The following is a 20,053-nucleotide window of genomic DNA, read 5'->3' as shown; positions in this document are numbered from 1 at the left end:
TCACGCGGCCTGGGCTGGGATCCAGTCAAGGATGCGGCGCAGCGCGGCGCGTAGGCTCTCCGGACTGCGGTCGATCCGGCCCATGATCAGGCCACCCTGGATCTGGCAGATCATCGTGGCCGCGAGGTCCTCATCCTGGTCGTTCGGCTGTCGCCGGTGCTGTATGGCGGCGACGCCGGTGGCGAGCGTCTGCCGCCACGTGGTGCTCTGTGCGATCAGCCAGGCGCTGAGATCCTCGTCGGTGGCTACCACCTGAGCGGCCAGGGCCGTGAGGGGACATGTCCACCGGCCCTGGGTGAAGTAGTAGACGCTGAGGCCGTCGCGCCATGCCTCCCACGACCGCCGGCTGGACAGGTCGTGCAGTGCCGGTTCCTGCGCGGCCGTCAGCTCGGCGATCTCGTGCTGGAAGACCGCCCGCAGCAGCCCACGCTTGCCCTGCGGGAAGTAGTGGAACAGCTGGGATCGGCTGGTCGAGGTGGCCGTGCCCACTGCGTCCAGGCTCAGCGTCTCCAGTCCGTGCGCTCGGACCTGTTCCGCGGCGGCATTGACGATGCGGGCCCGGGTGGCGCGGCCCTTGCTGGTCAGTCGCGACACGTCCATGTGGCGGATCTTACCAACAATGGACCGTGCGATCCAAAACGTTTAGATTCTGGACCGCGTAATCCATTTTCGAAGGGCACCCATGAACGAGAACGAGAAAACCCTGGTGATCGGTGGCACCGGCGCGATGGGCCGCGCGGTCGTCGAGCAACTCGTCCGGATCCCCGGGCGGTCGGTGGTGGTCCCGACCCGAGACGCGCAGAGCACCCGGGCGCGGCATCTGCAGACCTCAGGGGCGGTTGAGATCGTCGAGGGTGAACTCACCGACAGCGCGTGGCTGGACGGCCTGATGGGCACCGTCGACTCGGTGTTCTGCAACACCAACTTCTTCGCCGCCAACAGTCCGGTCGCCGAATACGAGCTGGGCCGCGCGATCCTCGACAGCGCACACCGGCAACGCGTCGGCCGGTTCATCTGGTCATCGCTGGACGACGCGCTGGCCCTGACCGCCGGCACCGTCGCCGTTCCGCACTACGACGGCAAAGCGGCCGTGGCCTCGTCCATCAACCTGCAGCGGGCCGAGGAGATGATGCGGCAGGTGGACGACGGATGGTTCACCGACCACGTCGCCATCCTCACCACCGCCCCTTACTACGAGAACCTGACCTCCGCCCTGGCACCCACCCCCGGAAGGCTCACAGACGGGCGCGAGGGCATCACGTTCGTCTTGCCGTTCGGCGACGGCCACTATCCGATGATCGCGCTCTCGGACATCGGGTGGTTCGCCGCGTACATGTTCACCAACTGGCAGTCCTGGGGCACCCGCGACCTCGCCGTCGTCGGTGACCGTCTCTCCGGCGCGGACATCGCCCGGACAGTCGAGCGGCACACCGGTATCCCCGCTGAGTACCGGAACCTTCCGCTGGAGGTCGTCGTCGCCTCCGTCCCGGAGGTGGGCCACGACCTCGCGGCGATGAGCGCCTTCCTGCAGACACGTGACATCACCACCCGAGACCGCGATCTCACCCGGCTGCGCGCCATCCACCCCGCACTGCTGACCTTCGATCAGTGGGCCGCCACCGCCGCCTGGCCGGCACCCGCCCGAACACGCTGACCTGCATTTCGTACGACCTGAGAGAGACCGACGACCGCAGCCGTCGCCTGGCGGAGCGGTTCGCCTTCACTCTCGAGGGTGTGCTGCGCGGGGCCGTCCGTTTCCCGGACGGCCCCCGTGACGTAGCGGTGTACGCCGAGCTCCGGAGCCCGGTTCTCTCAGCCCACCGAACCGGGGCTGACCAGCTCCAGTCATCGGCGTCGAGTGCTACCGACGCGTAAACGGTTCCCGTCCGGGTCCGTCAAGTGGGAGCGTGCCGGGCCGGGCATCTCCGTGATGCTCCGACAGGAAGATCTGCATCGGCCCGCGCGAGATGCAGAGAAATACGGGGAAACCGGGCTCGAAGCGATGGTGGCCATGCCGGCCACATTGTTCCCCGAGGCGGCCGCAACCCGAGCGTAGCCAGCATCTACCGCGCCATCGCCGCACACGAGAAGACCCAGGCCTATCCGGGATCAGCAGCGGGCGTGACAGCCACCAGCGTGCCCACCACGCACGTCCACACCAGCAGCGGGGCCAACGCCACCCGCTCCATGCCGCCGACACCCAGACCCAGACCCACCCCGGCCAGGTGCAGGACCGTCGCGACCAGACCCAGCACCCCCAACCCCAGAGCCGAACGCCGATAGCGCGCCCGCCGGGACAGGCCGGTCACGATCAGGCCCACGTTGCCGCCGATGAACAGCAGGACCGCGCCCTGCACGTGCGCGTTCTCGTTCACATCCGCCGGGAACAGCGCCGCCACCCCCAGGCCCGTACCGGCGAGCACCAGCAGGACGAACCCGCAACGGTTGCCGTCCCACGCGTACCGCGTCAGCAAAAATGCCCCGGCCAGCAACAACAGGGCCGTGACCAGCATCCCGGTGTTCATCGCCGCATGCCAGGGAGAGCAGACCGCACGCCCCGCCCACACCCCGCAACCCACATTGCCCAGATCACTGACGTTGTGGACCGCCCAGCTGAACCCCGGATCCCGCCACCTCCACCCGACGACCACGTTCACGACCAGAAACAGGGGAGCGGCCGCCGTCCAGCACCACGCCCCCACCCGAAACCGCAGATTCATGCCCCGAGTACACCGGCGACCACCCCGGCCGGGCACTACGCCTGGACCCCGGAAACCCGGTATACCCAGCCGTACCCCCCACCCAGAATGATCACCATGGAACGACACGGACTACAGCGCCTCCGGCCGGTCACCGAGGACACCGGCGCCGGCGACTGGATCATGAACGGCCTGGACGACAACGCCGGCCACCCCACCTACACCGTCACCGGGACGCTGCTACCCACCGGATTCGACGCCTACGCCCGCCTGCTCCACCCGGCCGAGGACCTCACCTGGGCCACCGTCGCCGCCACCAACGGCCGGCACGCCCACCCCCTGATGCAGTGGCCCGGCATCACCGGCCCGGACGACGAGGAACCCTCCGAGGGAACCCTGCCCGCCGTCCAGGCCGCCCGGCTGCTCGCCGTCCTGCAACGGCACACCACGTCCGCCGGCTGCCACTACGCCGCATGGGAAGGCTCCGGCGCCCTCGCCGTACCGGAAAAAGGAACCGCCCGCCTCGACATGCCGGGCCGGTCGATGCTGCTGCTGCACGGACCGCTGGCCGACGCGGCCACCGTCTCCACCGACTTCGCACCGTTCCAGAACAGCCCGAACCTGTGGTGGCCCGACGACCGCGCCTGGTGCGTCGCCACCGACATCGACCTGATGAGCACCTACATCGGCGCATCCGCCGCCTGCATCGCCGAGATCCTCGCCGCGCCCGGCCTGGAGACCTGGCCGGCCCGCCCGGACGACCCGATCACCTACGCCGGGGACACCCTCAACCCCACCCGGTAGCCGCCGCCCACTCCTCGGCCACGACCGCCACCAGATCAACCACCGGATCCTTCACCTCGGTGTACGCGTCCAGATCACCGTCGACCGCCACCGCCAGGACCGACTTGAACGCCGCATACGCCGGAACCGCCGCCGGATGCGCCCGGAACCAGTCCCGGAACAGCAACGCCAACCGCTCGTTCGGCGACCCGGCCAGCCGCAGGTGCAGATTCACCGGCTCCACACCGTCGCCACGCCGCAGCCAGAACCGTTTCACCCAGAGCGCGGGGGAGTCGCCACACCCCGCCGGCACATGATCATGCTGGTAAGGGAGCCGCTCGAACCCCAGCCCGGTGAGAGGCCCGTCAAAGGCAACATCAAGATCCAGCACGCTTGCCTGTACGTCGAACACCGGCTTCGCCGCCATCCCGGGCACCGCCGTACTCCCGATGTGCTCCACCCGGACCGCCAGCGAACCCAACCCCCCGGCCACCTCCCGGACGACCGCCTCCCCACGGCGAACCCAACCCACGTCGTACGCATCCACGAGCACCGACGCCACCCACTCTCCACGGATGACCATCACTGTGCCACCCACCGGGAACCTCGGGCGCCGGCACCCACGGCACCATCCAGGATCAGGGCTTACGGGCCAGACCCGCCCAATAGAACGCGTCACCCGGCTCCTTGTCCGGATGCCACGTCGACACCGGCACCACACCCGGCTCGACGAGGTCCCAGTCCGCGAAGAACCGCGCCACCTCCGACTGCACCCGCGGCACCAGCACCATGCCCGCCTGCGTCGCCGCACCCACGATCGCCGCCATCGCCGCCGGATCGAAATCCTGACCCGGATGCGTGATCGCCACATAGCTGCCCGACGGCAACGCGTCCAGCAACGCCCGCACCGCCGCCCACGGATCGTCCGCATCCCGCGCCAGCATCAGCACCGCGATCAGCAGCAACCCGACCGGCTCGTCCAGGTTCAGCACCCGCCGCAGATCCTCATCAGCCAGTATCTGATCCGGCTTCGTGAAATCCGCGTCGATGTACGCCGTCAACCCCGCAGGATCCCCGACCATCAACGCCCGCGCATGCGACAACACCAGCGGATCGTTGTCGACGTACACCACCCGGGTCTCCGGGGCGATCTTCTGCGCGATCTCGTGCACGTTCGGCCGCGTCGGAATCCCGGTGCCGATGTCCAGGAACTGCCGGATCCCCGCCGTCCCCGCCAGGTAGCGCACCACCCGGTGCATGAACGCCCGGTTCTCCCGCGCCATCGCCGGAATACTCGGAATGGCCTGCGCGAACCGGTCACCCAGCTCCCGGTCGGCGGCGAAATTGTCCTTCCCACCGATCCACCAGTCGTACATCCGGGCCGAATGAGGAATCTTCGGATCCAACCCGGGGGGAACCTGCGACTCTTCACTGACAGACGTCATCCATGACCCCGATCCGCGCGCATCGACCGACCTGACTGTCCGTCCTTTGTACACGATCCGCGTCGCCCGGATCACCCAGGATGACAGCACTCGCTATCCTCGCGCTGATGGCACGCACCACACGAACGATCATCGGCACCGCCGTCGCCTCCGCCCTGGTCTGCACCTCCGGAGCCGTCGCCGTCGCAGCCGTCACCGGTTTCACCGACACGGCACCGGAACGCGAACGCTCGTGCGACACCCCGGACACCACCGTCCCGGCGACCACCGGCACCACCACCGCCTGGGTACTGACCCCCGACGGACAGCAGGCCCTGAACCACGACACCATGACCCTGTACGACACCCAGACCGGAACGCCGGTACGCACACTCGGGGCCACCTCGACCACCACCCCGCGATTCACCCCCAGTGGGCAGCTGATGGTCACCACCACCGACCAGGCCATCGTCCTGACCGACCCGCGAACCGCAGCGACCGTACAAACCATCCCCGCCACCGCCACCGCCACCGCCCTCAGCCCCGACGGAACACTCCTGGCCACCAGCGACGGCACCGTCCACCTCTGGGACGTCCGCACCGGCCGGCAGATCCACGAACTCCCCACCCCCGCACGGACCCTCACCTTCAGCCCCGACGGCACCCGCCTCGCCACCGGCGGAGACAGCGACCAACTCCGCACCTGGCACACCACCGACTGGAGCCTCGACCAGGAGTTCTCCGTCTCCGGCGAAGGCATCGACACCCTCGCCTACAGCCCCGACGGCCTCCACCTGGCCACCATCGACGCCGACGGCCAGACCCGCGCCGTCGACCTCACCACCCAGGAGAGCACCCGCATCGAGTACTTCGACCGCGCCCGGGACGTCGCCTTCACCCCCGACAGCGCCCGCCTGATCATCACCATGGGGTGGTCGTCGGTAGTGCGCGCCGACCCGGCCACCGGGTACCCGGAGAGCGACGTCGAAGCCTGCGACCAGCCCGGAACCGCCCTGCCCGCCCCCGATGGCGAGAGCATCCTGGTCATCACCGGAACCGGTTTCGACACCTACCGGCTGCCCTGAACCCGGGGGAGCGGCGATGACCAGCCTGGCCGTCCACGCCCATCCGCACGACGAGGTGTCCGCCACGCTCCGCCTCGCCGAGCAGGGCATCGCGTGATCTTGCGGGGGAGAGGCGACCCATAATCGCGTCGTGCCGGGCTGCCGGAAGTCGACCGGAACGGGATAATCGGACATCTTAGCCATATTGCTTTACATCGTGCGGTTCGGGACGCTTCGGGGTTGCGGGGTGGCAGCCCCGGCCAGGCGCGGGGAGCGATGATCCCGCGACGGCACGTCGCCACGGCTCAGCGGCGCGCCCACGAACTCGGTCGGGCGGCTGGATCCGGTCAGGTTCACGCGCGGCTGGGACGACGAAGCCGTCTCGCACGATAATTGCGCGGCGGACGGCAGGAGCGACGGCAGGCGGCTCTGGACGCTTACACGCCCGGCCTCAGGACGGTTTCGCTGACGCACGAGTTCCGTCGGCGAGAACGTCTCGGTGACTCGTTTCTGCTGCGTCTGGCGTTGGATGCCGGAGTCTGGCACTCGGGCCGTTTTCAGCAGATCACCGCCTGGCCAGCACGATATTTTCCAGGTCGATAATATAGATTATGTCAACTAAGCTTTTTGAGGGCACCCGGAAGGCCCTCCCCAAGACGCTCTTGAACACGCATTCGCGGGCATGCGACACGACCGGCCGAGGAATTGCCGGCACTCGCCCGGCTCGCAACTCCGGCGCCGTCGCGCCCTTGCTCAGCAGGCGTGCACGACGACCGCCCGGGCGGCACAACAACGGCGACACCATGAGCAGGCCGGCGCACCGGAGCCGACTCGGACGGAAGATGATCACAAAGAAGGCCGCTGGCGAGAGTCGTGGCCAGCGGGTGGCCGGAACGCCGCCTGCTAAGCCCTTGAGGGCGCGCGGGCGGGTGATCACGGCGGGAGTTGCCTCGAGTGCACGGCTCGCGGGACGCGGCACGAGTGATCTGCTGCGGGTTGTCCGGCTGCTACTTCGACGCGGCGTGGAGCGGTCCACAAAGAGACGCCGCGGGATGACCGGCCGGACGACGTTGCCACACGGTCTTGGCTGCGGGTCGCCCCGCGTCCCGGCCTGACTGAAGGCTGGTTGCCGCTCGGTCGCTCCTCCGCTCGGCCGCGGTCCCGGCTTCAGCCTGAACGCCTGGTCCCCGATGTGCCGGAGCGGCGTCGAGCCCTGGAAACGGTTCCGATCGGGAGGCTGGGACGGGGGCTCCCCTCCCTGGGAGGCAGTGCGCGGCGCGACGAGCGGGACGGGGTGATGCGGCGGGTCACGGGGCTCTGGGTAGGCGTATCAAAGCGGGCGTTTGACGTTGATTTTTGCCGTGAATCGGTGCTTATAGCATCAAAGCGTTTGATGGATCATGGGTCGGACCAGCACAAACGGTGATAGTTGCTGCATAATATTCCTTATGCAGCAAGCGTTGATCAGCGAGTTGGTGGACGAGTTCCTGGCGGCTCGGGCCACTCGGAAACCGTCGGTGCACACTCTGGATGCGTACCGTCGTGATCTTCGGCTGGTGCTCGCTCAACTGGAACCGGCGCCGCTCACCGTGAGTGACCTCTCCCCTCGGGTCCTGCGGTCGGCGTTCGCGCGGTTCGCGGGTTCCCGCTCCCCCGCCAGCGTGTCCCGGGCCTGGTCGTCGTGGAATGCGTTCTTCACGTTTCTCGTCACCGAGCAGGTGATTCCCGGTAATCCGATGTCGGCGGTGGACAAGCCGCGGACGACGGCGCTGATCCCGAAGCCGTTGCGGGGTGAGGACACGCCTGAGGAGTTGTTACGGGCGGTGAGCCGTAAGGACGACACGCAGCGTGATCCGTGGCCGGAGCGGGACGTCGCGGTGCTGGCGCTGGCCCTGTGCGCGGGGTTACGGCTGTCGGAGATGCTGGCACTGCGGGTGGGGTCGATCAGTGGGCGGCCCGGGGAGCGCCGGGTGGAGGTGGCCGGGAAGGGTGGCCGGCCGCGGATGGTGCCGATCGAGAACGGTCTGGACGCGGCGGTGGTGCGGTATCTGGAGTCGCGGCGGTTCCGGTTCGGGCGGGTGGGGTCGACCGCTCCCCTGCTGGTGGATCGTCAGGGTGCGGCGTTGCGGCGCGGTGGTCTGCAGTACCTGGTGAGTTCGTGTTACCGGCGGGCCGGGATCGGTGACCGGGTGCCGCGGGGTGCGCAGTTGCATGCGTTGCGGCACACGTTCGCGACGCGGCTGGCGGAGGACGGGGCGAACGCGTCGGAGATCATGCGGTTGCTGGGGCATGCGTCCCTGGCGACGTCGCAGTCGTACATCGAGGTGACGGCGGAGCAGCAGCGTGCGGCGGTTCAGGCGAACCGGACGAATCGGGTTCTGAGCGAGTTGGGGTGACGGTGGGTCTGTCAGACTGCCGGGTATGACTGAGGAGACCTTCAGCAGGCGTACGTTGTTCGGCCGGGTGCTGCTGGTGGCCGGTGGGGCCGCGACGTTGCTGACTCTGACGGGTTGTCCGGGCGGCGACGGGGACGACGACGATGATGACGAGGACGAAGAAGACGACTGATTTTGTACGGGGTTGACGTAGCTTCTCGTTGCGGCCCCGCGAGGTCTGCGTCGGGTCCGGGCCGTCGCAGCGGCCGCCGGGCGGAGGCGATACTTCCGGACTTCGATCGCATACTTCGGTAGCTAGTGGGCGGGTGCTCGCCGCGGGCAGGGTTGTCGCATGTGGCGAGTGCTGGCGTTGTGGCTGTTGGCGACGTGGTGTGCGGAGTGCGTGTGGGGTGGGTTCACGCCGGCTGATTATCCGGTGGTGGTGTTGTTCCTGGGCCCGCTCTACGGTGGCGCCGCGGTGTTGATCCGTGAGGTGGCGCGCCGGTGTGGTGGTGGGTGGCCGTCGGTGGTGTTGCTGGCGGTGGCGTTCGGTCTGGTGCAGGCGGGTCTGGTCGATCAGTCGTTGTTCGATGCCGCGGCGTTGGAGGGCACGGAGTTCGCCGGGCAGGGTGTGGCGGCGCGGGCGACGTGGGTGCCGGGGTTGGGGTTCAGTGCCGGGCAGTTGGTGGAGTTCGTCGGTAATCATGTGATGTGGAGTGTCTGCGCGCCGATCGCGGTGGTGGAGGCGTGTTCGCGGGCCGGGGTGCGGCGGGCGTCGTGGTTGTCCGGTCGGTGGATCGTGGTGGTCGCGGTGTCGTATGTGGCGGGCAGTCTGCTGATCTGGTCGGATGCCGGTGGTGTCGTGTCCCCCGTGCAGTTCGGTGTTGTGGTGTTGTCCGCGGTGGTGCTGGTGGTGGCTGCGGTGTGGTGGCGTCCGGTGTCCTCTCCCCCGCTGTCGGGTCCTGGTCCGTGGGTGGTGGGTGGTGTGGTGCTGGCGGCGCATGTGGTCGGCTGGTTCTACGGTCCGGGTTGGCGGGGCTGGGGTCTGCGGGTGGTGACGCTGGCCGTGGTGGCGGCGTTGGTGGTGCGGTGGGCGCGGTCGGAGGCGCATGTGCTGGCGGCGTGGGGTGCGGGCTTGGTGTCCGCGGCGGCGGGCGCGTTCCTGGTCCCGCCGTATGAGCCGGCGCCCGTCTGGTTGACGCTGACCGCCGACGTGTTCGGCGCGGTGTTGGTGGTGTCGGTGCTGACGTGGGCGTTCCATCGGTTGACTTCGGATCGTCGTGAGCCGGCGCGGTTGCGGCCTGCCTGAGCTACCAGATCGGCGTCGAGCGGCCAGCCGCATTCCTGATCCGGTCGAGGTGGATGAGTCCGCCTGTGATCCCGGAATGGTGGTTCCGCTCGGGTCTGTGGTCGGCGGGGGCGGGTTGGGAGGATGTGAGCATGGTCGATGTTGTGGGGTTGCGGGATGTGACCGGGACATGCGGATGCCGTCGGGGGTGGCTGCGGGTGGGGTGCGGTATGAGCGGGACGGTGTGGTGGTGCGGGTGGTGGGGTCGCATGTGGGGCGGGTGCGGGCTCCCCGTGATGTCGGGGTTCGGGGTGGTGAGCTGGATGCGTTGATCGTTCGGCAGCGGGAGTTCTTCCGGGCTCGTGGTGAGGGTGTGGAGTGGAAGGTCCGTGATCATGATGTGCCGGGGGATCTGGCGGAGCGGCTGGTGGCGGCGGGGTTTGTGGCGGGTCCGCCGGCTGCGGTGCTGATCGGGTTCGCGGACGAAGTGGCCGAGATGGCCGGGGTGGCGTCAGCATCGGTGGTGCCGGACGGGGTGATCGTGCGGCGGGCGGCCGGGGTGGAGGATTTTCGGCGGATCGCGGAGCAGCAGACCGAAGTGTGGGGTTTCGACTGTTCGTGGGTGGCGGCTGATCTGGCGGGCCGGGTGGAGGCGGCTCCGGAGGAGATCACGATTCTGGTGGCGCAGGCGGGTGAACGGTTCGTGTGTACGGCGTGGTCGGTCTACGAGCGGGGCACGGAGTTCGTGGCGTTGCTGGGTGGTACGACGGTGCCGCAGTGGCAGGGCCGGGGTTTGTACCGGGCGCTGTTGGCGGAGCGTGCGCGGGAGGCGTCCGCACGGGGTTTCCGGTTGTTGCACGTGGACGCGTCGGCGGACAGTGCGCCGATCCTGCGGCGTGCCGGTTTCCACGAGATCGCGGCGTCGCGGCACTACCAGTGGTCGCCGAGTGGAGTGGGGTCAGGTGACCGGTAGTTCGATGCGGCGGCCGAGGCCGAATTCTTCGGCGTCGTCGTCGGTGATCATGGCGAATGCGCCCGGTGGTATTCCGTCGAGGGTGGCCAGGTGTGATGCCGCCGCGAGTACGGGTGCCAGGTGGGTTCCGGTGAGGAAGAAGAGGTAGACGTCGCCGTGCTGTTCGCCGTCGTCGTAGTCTTCGGCGCCGTCGGTGTCCTGTTCGAGGCCGGCCAGGAAGTCTTCGGCGGTGTCGATCCAGGGGTACGTGCCGTCCGGTGCCGCGAGCAGGGGGACGTGGACTTCGACGATCAGGGTGGGCATCACCCCATGATCCACGACGGGTGTCGTTAGGGTCGTCGGTCATGGGTTCTGATGGTGATGTCGTGCTCGCCGGTCTGCTGCGTGATGCGGTGACCGGCTCGTTCTCCGGGCTCGGTGAGTATCCGGAGGATGAGGTCGACGCGGGGGCGGTGGCCGTGGTCCGGCGGAGTCTGGACTGGTTGTCGCAGCGTCTCGATGGGGCGCCGCCGTTGTGGGTCGCAGTGGAGTTGTTCGCCGAATTGTCGTGGTGGTTGGGGACCTGCCCGGACGAGGAGGTGGAGCTGGATGTGGCGGTGCGGGTGCTGGAGGACGGTGTGGCGTTCACCAGCGGGTTGTCGGACGGTCAGCGCCGGCGTCTGGTGGAGGTTTTCGGTGAGGTGGCCGCGGCGGAACGGCATGAGGGGCGTCGGCGTGCGATCTCGCTGATCCCGTTCGAGATCGGTCTCGACGAGGGTGCGGAGCCCGGGTACGAGGCGCCGGGGTGGGTTCGGCCTGAGGATCGGGCGGGCAGGATGGGCTGATGCGAATGGGTGTCGTCTCTGATGTTCATGGGAATCTGCCGGCGTTGGAGGCTGTGCTGCAGGCTCTTGCCGGGGAGCGGGTGGATCTGACGGTCAATCTCGGGGATCTGTTGTCGGGGTATGTGCAGCCGGTGGAGACGGCGGACCGGTTGATGGGGCTCGGCTGGCCGACGGTGGCGGGTAATCATGAGCGGCAGGTGCTGACGTTCGGGCCGGAGCGGATCGGCATGTCGGACCGGGTCACCAAAGAGTTGCTGGGTGAGCGGCATCTGGACTGGTTGCGGTCGTTGCCGGCGACGTTGTCTCCGGTGCCGGGGGTCCTCGCGTTCCATGGGACGCCTACTGATGATCTGCAGTATCTGATGCATACGGTCGAGGAGTCGGGTGGGGCGCGGGCGGCGACCCTGGACGAGGTCCTGGACCGGCTCGGTGATGTGAGTGGCTTCGAGCTGTTGTTGTGTGGGCACACGCATCTGGCGGGGTCGTTGCGGTTGCCGGGCAACGTGTTGCTGGTGAATCCGGGGAGTGTGGGCTGGCCGGCGTATGACAGTGACGAGCCGTTCCCGCATGTGATGGAGGCCGGGACGCCGCATGCCCGGTACGCGGTGGTCGATGACGTGTCCGGTTCGTGGGAGGTGGAGTTCCGGCAGGTGGAGTACCCGTGGGAGGCGGCGGCTGCGTTCACCGAGGGGTTCGGGCGCGGTGATGTGGGTGCGGCTCTGCGGACGGGTCTGCTGCCGTGATCGGGGTGCGGTGGGTGACCGCGTTCCTGGACACGCCGTCGCGGGAGGCGGAGCCGTTCTGGGTGGCGGTGACCGCCTCGGTGTTGTCGGCGCGTCGTGGTGGTGGGACGTTCGCGACGCTGGTGCCCGCCGAGGGGGATGCGTGTGTGCGGGTGCAGGTGGTGGGTGACCCTCCGGCGCGGGCGCATCTGGATCTGCACGTGGACGACGTGGATGCGGTGGAGGTGGCGGGGGCGACGGTCGTACGTACCGAAGAGGGGTTGAGGGTGTTGTCCTCCCCCGCCGGGATCGTGTTCTGTCTGGTGCCGTGGGGCGGCGAGTCGGTGCGGCCGCGGCGGGCGAGTGTGGTGGATCAGGTGTGTCTGGACATTCCCGAACATTTGTACGACAGGGAGTGCCGTTTCTGGTCGGAGCTGACCGGGTGGGCGTTGCGGCCGTCGGATCTCGCGGAATTCTCCTATCTGGAGCGTCCGACCGGAATGGGCATCCGGCTGTTGCTGCAGCGGACCGGTTCAACGACCGCCGGAGTCCACCTGGATTTCGCGTGTACGGATGTGGATGCCGAGGTCAGGCGGCATGTGGCGTCGGGTGCGGAGGTGGTGCGGCGGGTGCCGGGTGACTGGACGACGTTGCGGGATCCGGTGGGGCGGGAGTACTGCGTGACCGGTCGTGATCCGTACTCGTCATGATCGTTTCGGTGTGGTGCACGGTTGTTGTCGGTGGCGGCTGGTAGAAAGAAGCCGCTCTCATACAGGCGTACGAAGATGGGATGGGTGATGACGGCGGCAGGCGTTCAAGCCGGTGGGCTGACCGCGGAGGAGTTGCAGCAGATCCGGGACGCGTTGGCGGCCGGGCGCAAGCCCCGTGTGCAGTTCACCGAGTCGGCGGGGCAGATCTCCGGGCAGATCGGTCAGGTGGTGGCGCTGGAGGATCCGGCGGTGTCCGACGAGTGGGTGGTGGTGAAGTTCGGGCGCGACGAGTTGCCCTTCTCCCCCAGTGATCTGGGGATCGCTCCGAAGGGTCCGCCGCCGAAGAAGGTGGTGGCGCCGGCTGCGGAGCCGGCGGCGCCGGTGTTGTCCGGGCCGCCGCTGCTGCCCGAGAAACCGGCGGCGTCGAAGGCCCCCGCCCCGCGTAAGAGTGAGGAAACCGCACCGGTGACAACTGAGGCTCCCCCGCCGGCTCCGCGTAAGGCGGCGGCCCGGCCGGCGAAAGCGAAGCCGGCGCCCGGCCTGACGGTGACGCTGGCCTACGCCGAGGGTGAGTGGACGGTCGCAGCGAACCAGGGCGCGAAAGCCCTGGCCAGGCCTTATGTGATTCGTCCGGCGGAGGCGCTGAAGATGGTGGCGCTGGTGGACGTGCCGGGGGTGCAGGAGGCGGTGGATCAGATCATGGCCGCTGAGCGGTCCGAGGCGGAGCAGCAGGCGCAGCGGTTGCGGGCCGAGCTGGCCGAGGTCGAGGCGCGGCTGGCGGAGTTAGGAGAAGTGGGCTGACCCGCCGGGATCCCGGGTGATCACGCCCGGGATCCCAGGGGTGGGTCAGTGGAAGTATTTGAGGCCGATGACGCCGCTGAGCACGAGCATCAGGCACAGGATGCGGGGCACGGTCGCGGGTTCGTCGAGGGCGACCATCCCGACGACGGCGGTGCCGACGGCGCCGATGCCGACCCAGACGGCGTAACCGGTGCCGACCGGGATGGTGCGCAGGGCGTAGCCGAGGCCGGCCATGCTGAGCACCAGGGCGACGCCGAAGACGGCGGTGGGTGCGGCTTTGCTGAAACCGGCGCTGCGGTCCAGGGCGATGGCCCAGACGGTTTCCAGCACTCCGGAGATGACGAGCACGATCCAGGCCATGACGATGCACCTCTGCAGGCGGTCGTCTTGTCAGGCCGGGTACGACACGCAACTCGTCCGGGGCGGCCGCGGAACGCGGTGCCGTTTCCGAGGGTAACCGCTCGACGGCGCACGGCAGGACGGGCAGGCTGTGGTGGTGGGCGACTTCACCTTCTCAGATCAGGACATGTCCGGGGCGAGCTTCCGGATGGTGTCGTTGCGTGGGGCCCGGATGAAGGGTGTCGACCTGCGCGGGCTGAAGGTCACCGATGCGTGGCTGGCCGACGTCGACATCGACGGTGAGCTGGACAGTGTGCGGATCAACGGGGTGGACGTGGTGCCGTTGATCGAGGCGGAGCTGGACCGGCGGTATCCGCAGCGGGCGTTGATGCGGCCCACCGACGCCGACGGGTTCCGGCGGGCGTGGGCGGTCCTGGAGGGCCTGTGGGAGCAGACGATCGACCGGGCCCGGGGGTTGGACGAGGCGCTGGTGCACGAGCGGGTCGGTGGTGAGTGGTCGTTCGTCGAGACGCTGCGGCATCTGAACTTCGCGACCGACGCGTGGGCGCGGCGGGCGGTGCAGGGTGAGGTGATCCCGTGGAACCGGTGGGATCTGCCGCACGACGAGATGCCGGACACCCCGGGTGTGCCGCGGGACCGGTCGGCGCGGCCGTCCCTGGACGCGATCCTGGAGGTGCGGGCCGGGCGGGTCGCCGGGGTGCGCGAGCTGCTCGCCGGGTTGAGCGACGAGCAGCTGGCGTCGATGACCACGCCGGTGGACGGGCCGGGTTATCCGGAGCCGCGGTCCTATCCGGTGATCCGCTGTCTGGGTGCGGTGGTCAGCGAGACGTGGCAGCACCGGTTGTACGCCGAACGGGATCTGGACGTGCTCACGGGCAGGTGACCTGGGGGTTGGTGGTGGCCAGTTCACCGGCCGGGTTGAGCTGGTAGAGCCAGACGTGCAGGTCGTAGTGCACCGGCATCGGCGGGTGCCCGTGCGGGACCTCGTGGCCGGTCATCGGCCCGTCGAAGCGGTTGCCGAACAGGGTGGGCCGGTCCGGGTCGGTCGTGAGGCTGCCGTCGGCGTCGGCTTTGAAGTACTCGATGCCGAGCAGGCGGCCTTTGCGGTCGTAGAGCAGGACCTCGGGCAGCACCGGGTCGATGGCCTGGTCGGCGGAGTAGCCGGGGTGGGCGTAGTGGTAGCCCATGCCGGGCACGCACATGTCGGTGCGCAGGTAGCCGGCGGCCAGGGCGGTGCGGACGTCGTGGTACCGGCTGGTGGCCTCGATCAGCACGGCGCGCTGGGCGCCGGTGAGGGCGGGCGCGGCGGGTGCGGCGGGTGCCGGGATGGGGGTGACGAAAGCGGCGACCGATGCCGCCAGCATCTTGGAGAAGATCATGCGTTCAGCGTGGGTTCAGTGGCCCGGTGTCAGGGTGGGTTCGGGGAAACGGTACCGCCAAGAGCGGAAACGGTACCGCCACGAGTGCCCGGTCGGCCGACGCAGAAGTCTGGTGGTGGCATGTCATTATTTCAGTCCTCATGAACAGTTCACCTGTCTGGCAGGCGCCGCGGTTGTGGCGTGCGCTGCTCGTCGTCGCGCGGATGCTGGTGTTTCCGCTGGCCCGTCTGGAAGTGTCCGGTGGGCTGCCGGAGAGGTTGCGCGGTGGCCCGGTCATTCTGGCGGCCAATCACATCAGCCCGTTCGATCCGGTGATCGTGGCGGCGGCCTGTCACAAGGTGGGGATCGTGCCGCGGTTCATGGCCACCGGCGGGGTGTTCCGGGCGCCGGTGGTGGGGTCGTTGATGCGGCATTGCGGGCACATCCGGGTCGACCGCAACACCACCCACGTGGCGGATGCGTTGCCGGCCGCGGCGAAGGCTCTGGAGCAGGGGTCGGTGGTGCTGGTGTACCCGGAGGGCCGGATCGGCCTGGATCCGTGGATGTGGCCGGAGCGGGGCAAGACCGGTGCGGCGCGGATGGCGCAGATGTCCGGGGCGCCGGTGCTGGCGCTCGCGCAGTGGGGCACGCACGCGGTGGTGCCGTACGCGGCGCCGAAAGGTCTGGCCAGAGCGCTGGTGAGGGCGGTGTTCACCCGGCCGGTGGTGCGGGTGCGGTTCGGTGACGCTCCGGTGGAGTTGCACGACGAGCGGCCGTTGCAGGCCACCCAGCTGATCATGGAGGCGGTCGACGCGGCGCTGACTCCACTGCGCCGCGACGAAATGCGGATGCCACGGGTGGTCGACGTGTCCCGTCCGGACGACTCGTCACGGGTGCGGCCCCGAGACTGACCAGGACCTTTTCAAAGGCCAACTGGTTGTACGGCACGTCGCTGTAGTTCCCGATGTCGGCGTAGCCGCTGGTGCGGTACAGGGCGAGTGCTTCGGTCAGCAGCGGGTGGGTGCCGAGCCGGATGATGGAGATGCCGTGGTTGGCGGCGTCGACCTCCAGGCGGCTGAGCAGTTTACGGCCGAGGCCGAGGCCGCGGGCTTCGGCGGCCACCCACAGGTGCCGGACCTCGGCGACGCCCGGGCCGAGGCGGATCCACATGCCGCAGCCGACCGGGTGGCCGTCCTCCAGGGCCAGTAGCTGGGTGCCGGTGACGTCTTCGGGCCGGGTCAGGGTGCCGGTGGTGAATCCTTCGGGGAACAGGGCGTCGAGTTCGCCGGCGTACCGCTGCAGGCAGGCACGGGCCGCGGGTGAGGCCGGTGGTACCGGTTCGACGGTGACGGCGGCGGCGCGCAGCACGCGGCGGATCTCGTCCTGGGCGGCGACCAGGCGGTCGCGTTGTCCGGCGGTGAGTTCGCCGAGCAGGGCGGCGATCCCGGCGGTGGCGCGCTGGTCCAGGATCGCGCATTCGCGGCGGCCGGCGTCGGTGAGTGCGGCGGTCCGGCCGTCGATGGTGATCAGGCCCCGGTCGTGGAGTTCCCCGAGCTGGCGGGTCACATGGTCGGTGTCCAGGCTGCCGTGGTCGGCGATCTCGGTCAGTAGCCGGGCCGGTCCCAGGTGGCGGTCGGTGAGCACGCCCAGGCGCTGGGTGTAGTAGCGGTTGAAGTCACGTACCCGCTCGATCTGCTCGACCTCCACGAGCCGATGCTAGATCCGCCGGGTGACCGACGTCAGACGCTTGCCCGCGTCCTGGCCGTACGGACGAGTGGAACCCGATCACCCCGCCGACGATGAGCGTCAGCGCCACGATGGTGCCGGCGGTGATCGGTTCGCCGAACAGCGGGACCGCGAGGAGGGTGGTCAGGACCGGGCTGAGTGCGCCGCAGACCGCGGGCAGGCTACTGCCGAGGCGGCGGACGGCGTAGGCGTAGCTCAACGTCGACAGGACGCCGGTGCCGACGCCTTGCAGGGCGGTGAACAGCAGGATGTCCGGTAGCGGGGCGGTGGTCAGCCGGGACGGCAGGATCCCGGTGGCGGTCAGGAGGGTAGCGACCCCGGCGACGATCGCGGCCAGCGCCAGTGTCTGGTTGATGCCGCGGCGGGTCCGGTGGATCAGGGCCACGAACAGTGGCACCGAGCCGGGCAGCAGCAGCCCGACCAGCGCCGCGGAGGACAGGCTGCCGCCCCAGGCGGCGAGCAGGAAGTGCGGCAGCCCGGCCAGGCACAGGCAGGCGACGACCCCGGGCCTTTCGCGGCGTACGGCCCGGACCGCCCGTGGCAGCCAGGGCGTCAGCAGCAGCACCGGGGTGACGAAACGCAGCACCGCGACGTCGACCGCGGTCAGGCCGGAGCCGCCGATCCCGCGGATGGTGAGCGCGAACGACGCCCACAGCAGCACCGCCAAACCCAGGGCTGCCAGTCCGGTGTTGCGTTGCCGGCTGTCCCCCTCCCCCTGTCTGCGCCGGGTCCGGCAGTTGCAGGAGTCCGGGGTGATCGAGCGGTACACCGCGGTGGTGTCGGCCGGCGCCGTCGGCCTGCCGATCACCGCGTTCGTCCGGCTGACCCTGCTGTCGCACACCTCGGCGATCGTCGACGAGATCGAGCAGCGGCTGCGCGCGATCCCCGAGGTGGTCGAGGCGTACCTGCTGGCCGGCGACGACGACTACCTGGTCAAGATAGTGATCGCCTCGTTCGAGGCCTACGAGGACCTGCTGCGCCGCGAGATCCGCGCCATCCCGTCCCTGGCGTCGATCAAGACGACGTTCGCCTTCGCCGTGACCAAGCCGCAGTCCCCACTACCGATGCCGCTTCACTGAGTGCGGCCCGGGAAGTGATCGTCCAGGGCTGCCTTGACCAGTGCGAGGGCCGCCTCCGGTGGGATGCCGAGCGCTCGGGTCCGTTCCACGTAGGCGACCGCGGCCCGCTGGGCCTGCCCGGAGGTGCCGGCCGCCTTCGCGGTGATCACCGTGCCGTGCCGGCCGCGGGTCTCGACCAGGCCGGCTGCTTCCAGTTCGCGGTAGGCGCGGGCCACCGTGTTCGCGGCCAGGCCCAGGTCGGTGGCCAGGGCCCGGACCGCGGGCAGCCGGGTGCCGGCCGCGAGTGCCCCGTCGGCGGCCAGCGCGGCGATCCGCAGCCGCACCTGCTCGTACGGTGCGACAGGCGAGTCCGGGTCGATCGTGATGTCCATCAGATCAGCTTGGGCGGGGTGTTGCCGGCCGCGACGATGGCGCGCCGCAACGGCACCAGGGCGAGCAGGATCCCACCGAGTAGGAAGAACACCACGAGGGAGACGATGCCCGCCCGGTAGCTGTTGGTGACCTGGAAGATCAGGCCGAAGAACAGCGGGCCGAGCCAGCTGGTGCCCTTGTCGCTGATCTCGTAGAAGCCGTAGTACTCGCCCTCCTTGCCTTCCGGGATCAGCTGGGAGAACAGGCTGCGCGACAGTGCCTGGCTGCCGCCCATGACGATGCCGATGCCGGCGCCGAGCAGCATGAACGGGATCGGTTCGCCTTCCGGCAGCCAGTACGCGGCGATCACCACGCCCAGCCACAGCGCGAGGGCGAGCAGGATGGTCTTGCGGGCGCCGATCCGGGTGGCCAGGGCGCCGAGGGCGAGCGCCCCACCGAACGCCAGGAACTGCACGATCAGGATCGTGATGATCAGGGTGGACTGGTCGAGGCCGAGTTCCTCACTGCCGAACTGGCTGGCCAGCGCGATCACGGTCTGGATGCCGTCGTTGTAGATCAGGTAGGCGCCGAGGAACGCCAGGGTCAGCGGGTACGCTCGCATGCCCTTGATGGTGCGGCCGAGCTGCCGGAACCCACTGGTGATGATGTTGCCGTCGGCGACGTGTCCGGCCGACGCGCCACCCGGGTGCTCGCGCAGCCACAGCAGCGGCACGATCGTGAACAGCGCCCACCACACACCGGCCGACACGATCGACCAGCGGGCCAGATCCAGGGTGCGCTGCGGGTTGCCGTCCTCGGACAGGGTCATCACGGCGATCAGGTTCAGCAGCAGCAGCACACCGCCGCCGAGGTAGCCGATGGCCCAGCCCCGGCTGGAGATCCGGTCCCGGTCGTCCGGCCCGGCCAGCTGCGGCAGGAACGAGTTGTACACCACGATCGCGGCACCGAACGCGATGTTCGCGATCATGAACAGGGCCCCGCCGAGCAGATAGCGGTCGCCGGTCACGAACGCCATCGCGACGGTCGCCGCGGCCCCGAGGAACGCCGCACCCGCCAGCAGCGGCTTCTTACGCGGCGCCCGGTCGGCGATCGCACCCATCACCGGCAGCACGAACACCGTCAGCAGCACCGACAACGACACCAGGTAGGCGTAGTAGGAGCCGGCCGCCACCGGGATGCCCAGCGGGTGGACGGTGCCCTCACACTTGTCGGCGTCGATCGCGCAGCCGGCGGCCTGTTCGGTGATGGTGGTCAGGAACGGGCCGAGGAACACCGTGATGACGGTGGTCGAGAAGGCCGAGTTGGCCCAGTCGTAGAAGTACCACCCGGTGCGTTCCCGCTTGCCCGCGAGAGGGGTGCTGTTGCCGGTGACGGCCATGTCAAGCGCTCCTGAGATGTGGTCGGTGCGCGGTCATGATGCCACCCTCGCGCTCCCGGCGGGAGTCGTGGATCACGGTGTTCGCCGCACGGTCACC

26 protein-coding genes, 1 pseudogene and 1 riboswitch are annotated in these 20,053 nt (G+C 69.2%); of the genes and pseudogenes, 15 read left to right on the top strand and 12 right to left on the bottom strand.

All coding sequences use genetic code 11. From position 1 onward, the window contains the following. A complete protein-coding gene (locus Aco03nite_RS39130) occupies nt 1-600 on the bottom strand; it encodes a TetR/AcrR family transcriptional regulator (RefSeq protein ID WP_203805604.1) in 600 nt (199 codons plus the stop codon). 82 nt (nt 601-682) lie between these two features. Here Aco03nite_RS39130 and Aco03nite_RS39125 point away from each other — a divergent pair, with 82 nt between their 5' ends. Next, a complete protein-coding gene (locus Aco03nite_RS39125; RefSeq protein ID WP_203805602.1) occupies nt 683-1,654 on the top strand; it encodes an NmrA family NAD(P)-binding protein in 972 nt (323 codons plus the stop codon). Between the two features lie 207 nt (nt 1,655-1,861). On the opposite strand, the gene Aco03nite_RS54850 is transcribed toward Aco03nite_RS39125, so the two are convergent. Together Aco03nite_RS54850 and Aco03nite_RS39120 are read right to left on the bottom strand one after the other, a co-directional pair. Beyond that, nucleotides 1,862-2,083 carry a glyoxalase superfamily protein gene (locus Aco03nite_RS54850; RefSeq protein WP_373872668.1) on the bottom strand — a complete coding sequence of 74 codons (222 nt, stop codon included), beginning with the start codon at nt 2,081-2,083 and terminating at the stop codon, nt 1,862-1,864. Between the two features lie 16 nt (nt 2,084-2,099). After that, a complete protein-coding gene (locus Aco03nite_RS39120) occupies nt 2,100-2,720 on the bottom strand; it encodes a DUF998 domain-containing protein (protein ID WP_203805600.1) in 621 nt (206 codons plus the stop codon). A gap of 96 nt (nt 2,721-2,816) precedes the next feature. On the opposite strand from Aco03nite_RS39120, the gene Aco03nite_RS53555 reads away from it, so the two are divergent. Next, on the top strand, nt 2,817-3,503 hold the full coding sequence (locus Aco03nite_RS53555) for a hypothetical protein (RefSeq protein WP_239145805.1): 687 nt from the start codon (nt 2,817-2,819) through the stop codon (nt 3,501-3,503). On the opposite strand, the gene Aco03nite_RS39110 is transcribed toward Aco03nite_RS53555, so the two are convergent. Then, nucleotides 3,487-4,065 (bottom strand): GrpB family protein, encoded by a 579-nt coding sequence (locus Aco03nite_RS39110; RefSeq protein WP_203805598.1) that lies wholly within the window; start codon nt 4,063-4,065, stop codon nt 3,487-3,489. The genes Aco03nite_RS53555 and Aco03nite_RS39110 overlap by 17 nt on opposite strands. A 55-nt stretch (nt 4,066-4,120) precedes the next feature. After that, nucleotides 4,121-4,927, bottom strand: a complete 807-nt coding sequence (locus tag Aco03nite_RS39105; protein ID WP_203805836.1) for an SAM-dependent methyltransferase — start codon at nt 4,925-4,927, stop codon at nt 4,121-4,123. A 107-nt stretch (nt 4,928-5,034) separates the two neighbouring features. On the opposite strand from Aco03nite_RS39105, the gene Aco03nite_RS39100 reads away from it, so the two are divergent. The 5 genes from Aco03nite_RS39100 to Aco03nite_RS39080 all read left to right on the top strand — a co-directional run bounded on the left by Aco03nite_RS39100 (nt 5,035) and on the right by Aco03nite_RS39080 (nt 10,606). Further along, nucleotides 5,035-5,991, top strand: a complete 957-nt coding sequence (locus Aco03nite_RS39100) for a WD40 repeat domain-containing protein (RefSeq protein WP_203805596.1) — start codon at nt 5,035-5,037, stop codon at nt 5,989-5,991. Nucleotides 5,992-7,418: 1,427 nt separating this feature from the next. Then, on the top strand, nt 7,419-8,366 hold the full coding sequence (locus Aco03nite_RS39095) for a tyrosine-type recombinase/integrase (RefSeq protein WP_203805594.1): 948 nt from the start codon (nt 7,419-7,421) through the stop codon (nt 8,364-8,366). Between the two features lie 25 nt (nt 8,367-8,391). Beyond that, nucleotides 8,392-8,538, top strand: a complete 147-nt coding sequence (locus tag Aco03nite_RS39090) for a hypothetical protein (protein ID WP_203805592.1) — start codon at nt 8,392-8,394, stop codon at nt 8,536-8,538. A 159-nt stretch (nt 8,539-8,697) separates the two neighbouring features. Beyond that, a complete protein-coding gene (locus Aco03nite_RS39085; protein ID WP_203805589.1) occupies nt 8,698-9,654 on the top strand; it encodes a hypothetical protein in 957 nt (318 codons plus the stop codon). Between the two features lie 169 nt (nt 9,655-9,823). Further along, a complete protein-coding gene (locus Aco03nite_RS39080; RefSeq protein ID WP_203805587.1) occupies nt 9,824-10,606 on the top strand; it encodes a GNAT family N-acetyltransferase in 783 nt (260 codons plus the stop codon). On the opposite strand, the gene Aco03nite_RS39075 is transcribed toward Aco03nite_RS39080, so the two are convergent. Beyond that, a complete protein-coding gene (locus Aco03nite_RS39075) occupies nt 10,592-10,909 on the bottom strand; it encodes a hypothetical protein (RefSeq protein WP_203805585.1) in 318 nt (105 codons plus the stop codon). The genes Aco03nite_RS39080 and Aco03nite_RS39075 overlap by 15 nt on opposite strands. Nucleotides 10,910-10,950: 41 nt before the next feature. Between Aco03nite_RS39075 and Aco03nite_RS39070 the strand changes: the two genes are divergently transcribed. The 4 genes from Aco03nite_RS39070 (at nt 10,951) to Aco03nite_RS39055 (ending at nt 13,663) form a co-directional block, all read left to right on the top strand. Beyond that, entirely contained in the window at nt 10,951-11,430 is a 480-nt protein-coding gene (locus Aco03nite_RS39070) for a hypothetical protein (RefSeq protein ID WP_203805583.1), read from the top strand. Further along, a complete protein-coding gene (locus tag Aco03nite_RS39065; protein WP_203805581.1) occupies nt 11,430-12,173 on the top strand; it encodes a metallophosphoesterase family protein in 744 nt (247 codons plus the stop codon). The genes Aco03nite_RS39070 and Aco03nite_RS39065 overlap by 1 nt, the downstream gene beginning before the upstream one ends. Nucleotides 12,174-12,187: 14 nt before the next feature. Next, nucleotides 12,188-12,862 (top strand): VOC family protein, encoded by a 675-nt coding sequence (locus Aco03nite_RS39060; RefSeq protein WP_239145804.1) that lies wholly within the window; start codon nt 12,188-12,190, stop codon nt 12,860-12,862. Between the two features lie 87 nt (nt 12,863-12,949). After that, a complete protein-coding gene (locus Aco03nite_RS39055; RefSeq protein ID WP_203805832.1) occupies nt 12,950-13,663 on the top strand; it encodes a hypothetical protein in 714 nt (237 codons plus the stop codon). 45 nt (nt 13,664-13,708) lie between these two features. Here the strand turns inward: Aco03nite_RS39055 and Aco03nite_RS39050 are convergent, their stop codons facing one another. Next, on the bottom strand, nt 13,709-14,023 hold the full coding sequence (locus Aco03nite_RS39050; RefSeq protein ID WP_203805579.1) for a DMT family transporter: 315 nt from the start codon (nt 14,021-14,023) through the stop codon (nt 13,709-13,711). A 15-nt stretch (nt 14,024-14,038) separates the two neighbouring features. After that, a riboswitch (guanidine-III (ykkC-III) riboswitch) is annotated at nt 14,039-14,108 on the bottom strand. A gap of 51 nt (nt 14,109-14,159) precedes the next feature. Here Aco03nite_RS39050 and Aco03nite_RS39045 point away from each other — a divergent pair. Then, nucleotides 14,160-14,906: a DinB family protein gene (locus Aco03nite_RS39045; RefSeq protein WP_239145803.1), complete on the top strand. Its 747-nt coding sequence runs from the start codon at nt 14,160-14,162 to the stop codon at nt 14,904-14,906. Here the strand turns inward: Aco03nite_RS39045 and Aco03nite_RS39040 are convergent. Next, nucleotides 14,893-15,402, bottom strand: coding sequence for a hypothetical protein (locus tag Aco03nite_RS39040; protein ID WP_203805577.1), 510 nt, complete (start codon nt 15,400-15,402; stop codon nt 14,893-14,895). The genes Aco03nite_RS39045 and Aco03nite_RS39040 overlap by 14 nt on opposite strands. A 140-nt stretch (nt 15,403-15,542) precedes the next feature. On the opposite strand from Aco03nite_RS39040, the gene Aco03nite_RS39035 reads away from it, so the two are divergent. After that, the gene (locus Aco03nite_RS39035; RefSeq protein ID WP_203805575.1) at nt 15,543-16,292 is read left to right on the top strand and encodes a lysophospholipid acyltransferase family protein; all 750 of its coding nucleotides are present in this window, start codon (nt 15,543-15,545) and stop codon (nt 16,290-16,292) included. Here the strand turns inward: Aco03nite_RS39035 and Aco03nite_RS39030 are convergent. Both Aco03nite_RS39030 and Aco03nite_RS39025 read right to left on the bottom strand, forming a co-directional pair. Further along, on the bottom strand, nt 16,177-17,088 hold the full coding sequence (locus Aco03nite_RS39030; RefSeq protein WP_203805573.1) for a bifunctional helix-turn-helix transcriptional regulator/GNAT family N-acetyltransferase: 912 nt from the start codon (nt 17,086-17,088) through the stop codon (nt 16,177-16,179). The genes Aco03nite_RS39035 and Aco03nite_RS39030 overlap by 116 nt on opposite strands. Then, nucleotides 17,057-17,788 (bottom strand): EamA family transporter, encoded by a 732-nt coding sequence (locus tag Aco03nite_RS39025; RefSeq protein ID WP_344317687.1) that lies wholly within the window; start codon nt 17,786-17,788, stop codon nt 17,057-17,059. The genes Aco03nite_RS39030 and Aco03nite_RS39025 overlap by 32 nt, the downstream gene beginning before the upstream one ends. Between Aco03nite_RS39025 and Aco03nite_RS54845 the strand changes: the two are divergent. Together Aco03nite_RS54845 and Aco03nite_RS39020 are read left to right on the top strand one after the other, a co-directional pair. Beyond that, a pseudogene (locus Aco03nite_RS54845) lies at nt 17,757-17,858 on the top strand (hypothetical protein); the annotation flags it as partial. The gene Aco03nite_RS39025 and the pseudogene Aco03nite_RS54845 sit on opposite strands and share 32 nt — an antisense overlap. 21 nt (nt 17,859-17,879) lie before the next feature. Then, the gene (locus Aco03nite_RS39020; protein ID WP_239145801.1) at nt 17,880-18,206 is read left to right on the top strand and encodes an Lrp/AsnC family transcriptional regulator; all 327 of its coding nucleotides are present in this window, start codon (nt 17,880-17,882) and stop codon (nt 18,204-18,206) included. Here Aco03nite_RS39020 and Aco03nite_RS39015 read toward each other — a convergent pair. Beyond that, a complete protein-coding gene (locus Aco03nite_RS39015; RefSeq protein WP_203805570.1) occupies nt 18,200-18,577 on the bottom strand; it encodes a GntR family transcriptional regulator in 378 nt (125 codons plus the stop codon). The two genes, Aco03nite_RS39020 and Aco03nite_RS39015, sit on opposite strands and share 7 nt — an antisense overlap. Continuing rightward, nucleotides 18,577-19,956: an MFS transporter gene (locus tag Aco03nite_RS39010; RefSeq protein WP_203805568.1), complete on the bottom strand. Its 1,380-nt coding sequence runs from the start codon at nt 19,954-19,956 to the stop codon at nt 18,577-18,579. Before Aco03nite_RS39010 ends, Aco03nite_RS39015 begins: the two co-directional genes overlap by 1 nt. Nucleotides 19,957-20,053 lie beyond the last annotated feature (97 nt).

Source organism: Actinoplanes couchii, assembly GCF_016862075.1.
In the GTDB taxonomy this organism is placed as follows: Bacteria; Actinomycetota; Actinomycetes; order Mycobacteriales; family Micromonosporaceae; genus Actinoplanes; species Actinoplanes couchii.
The sequence above is the reverse complement of the archived record's forward strand: the minus strand, read 5'-3'. Positions and strand labels throughout refer to the sequence as shown.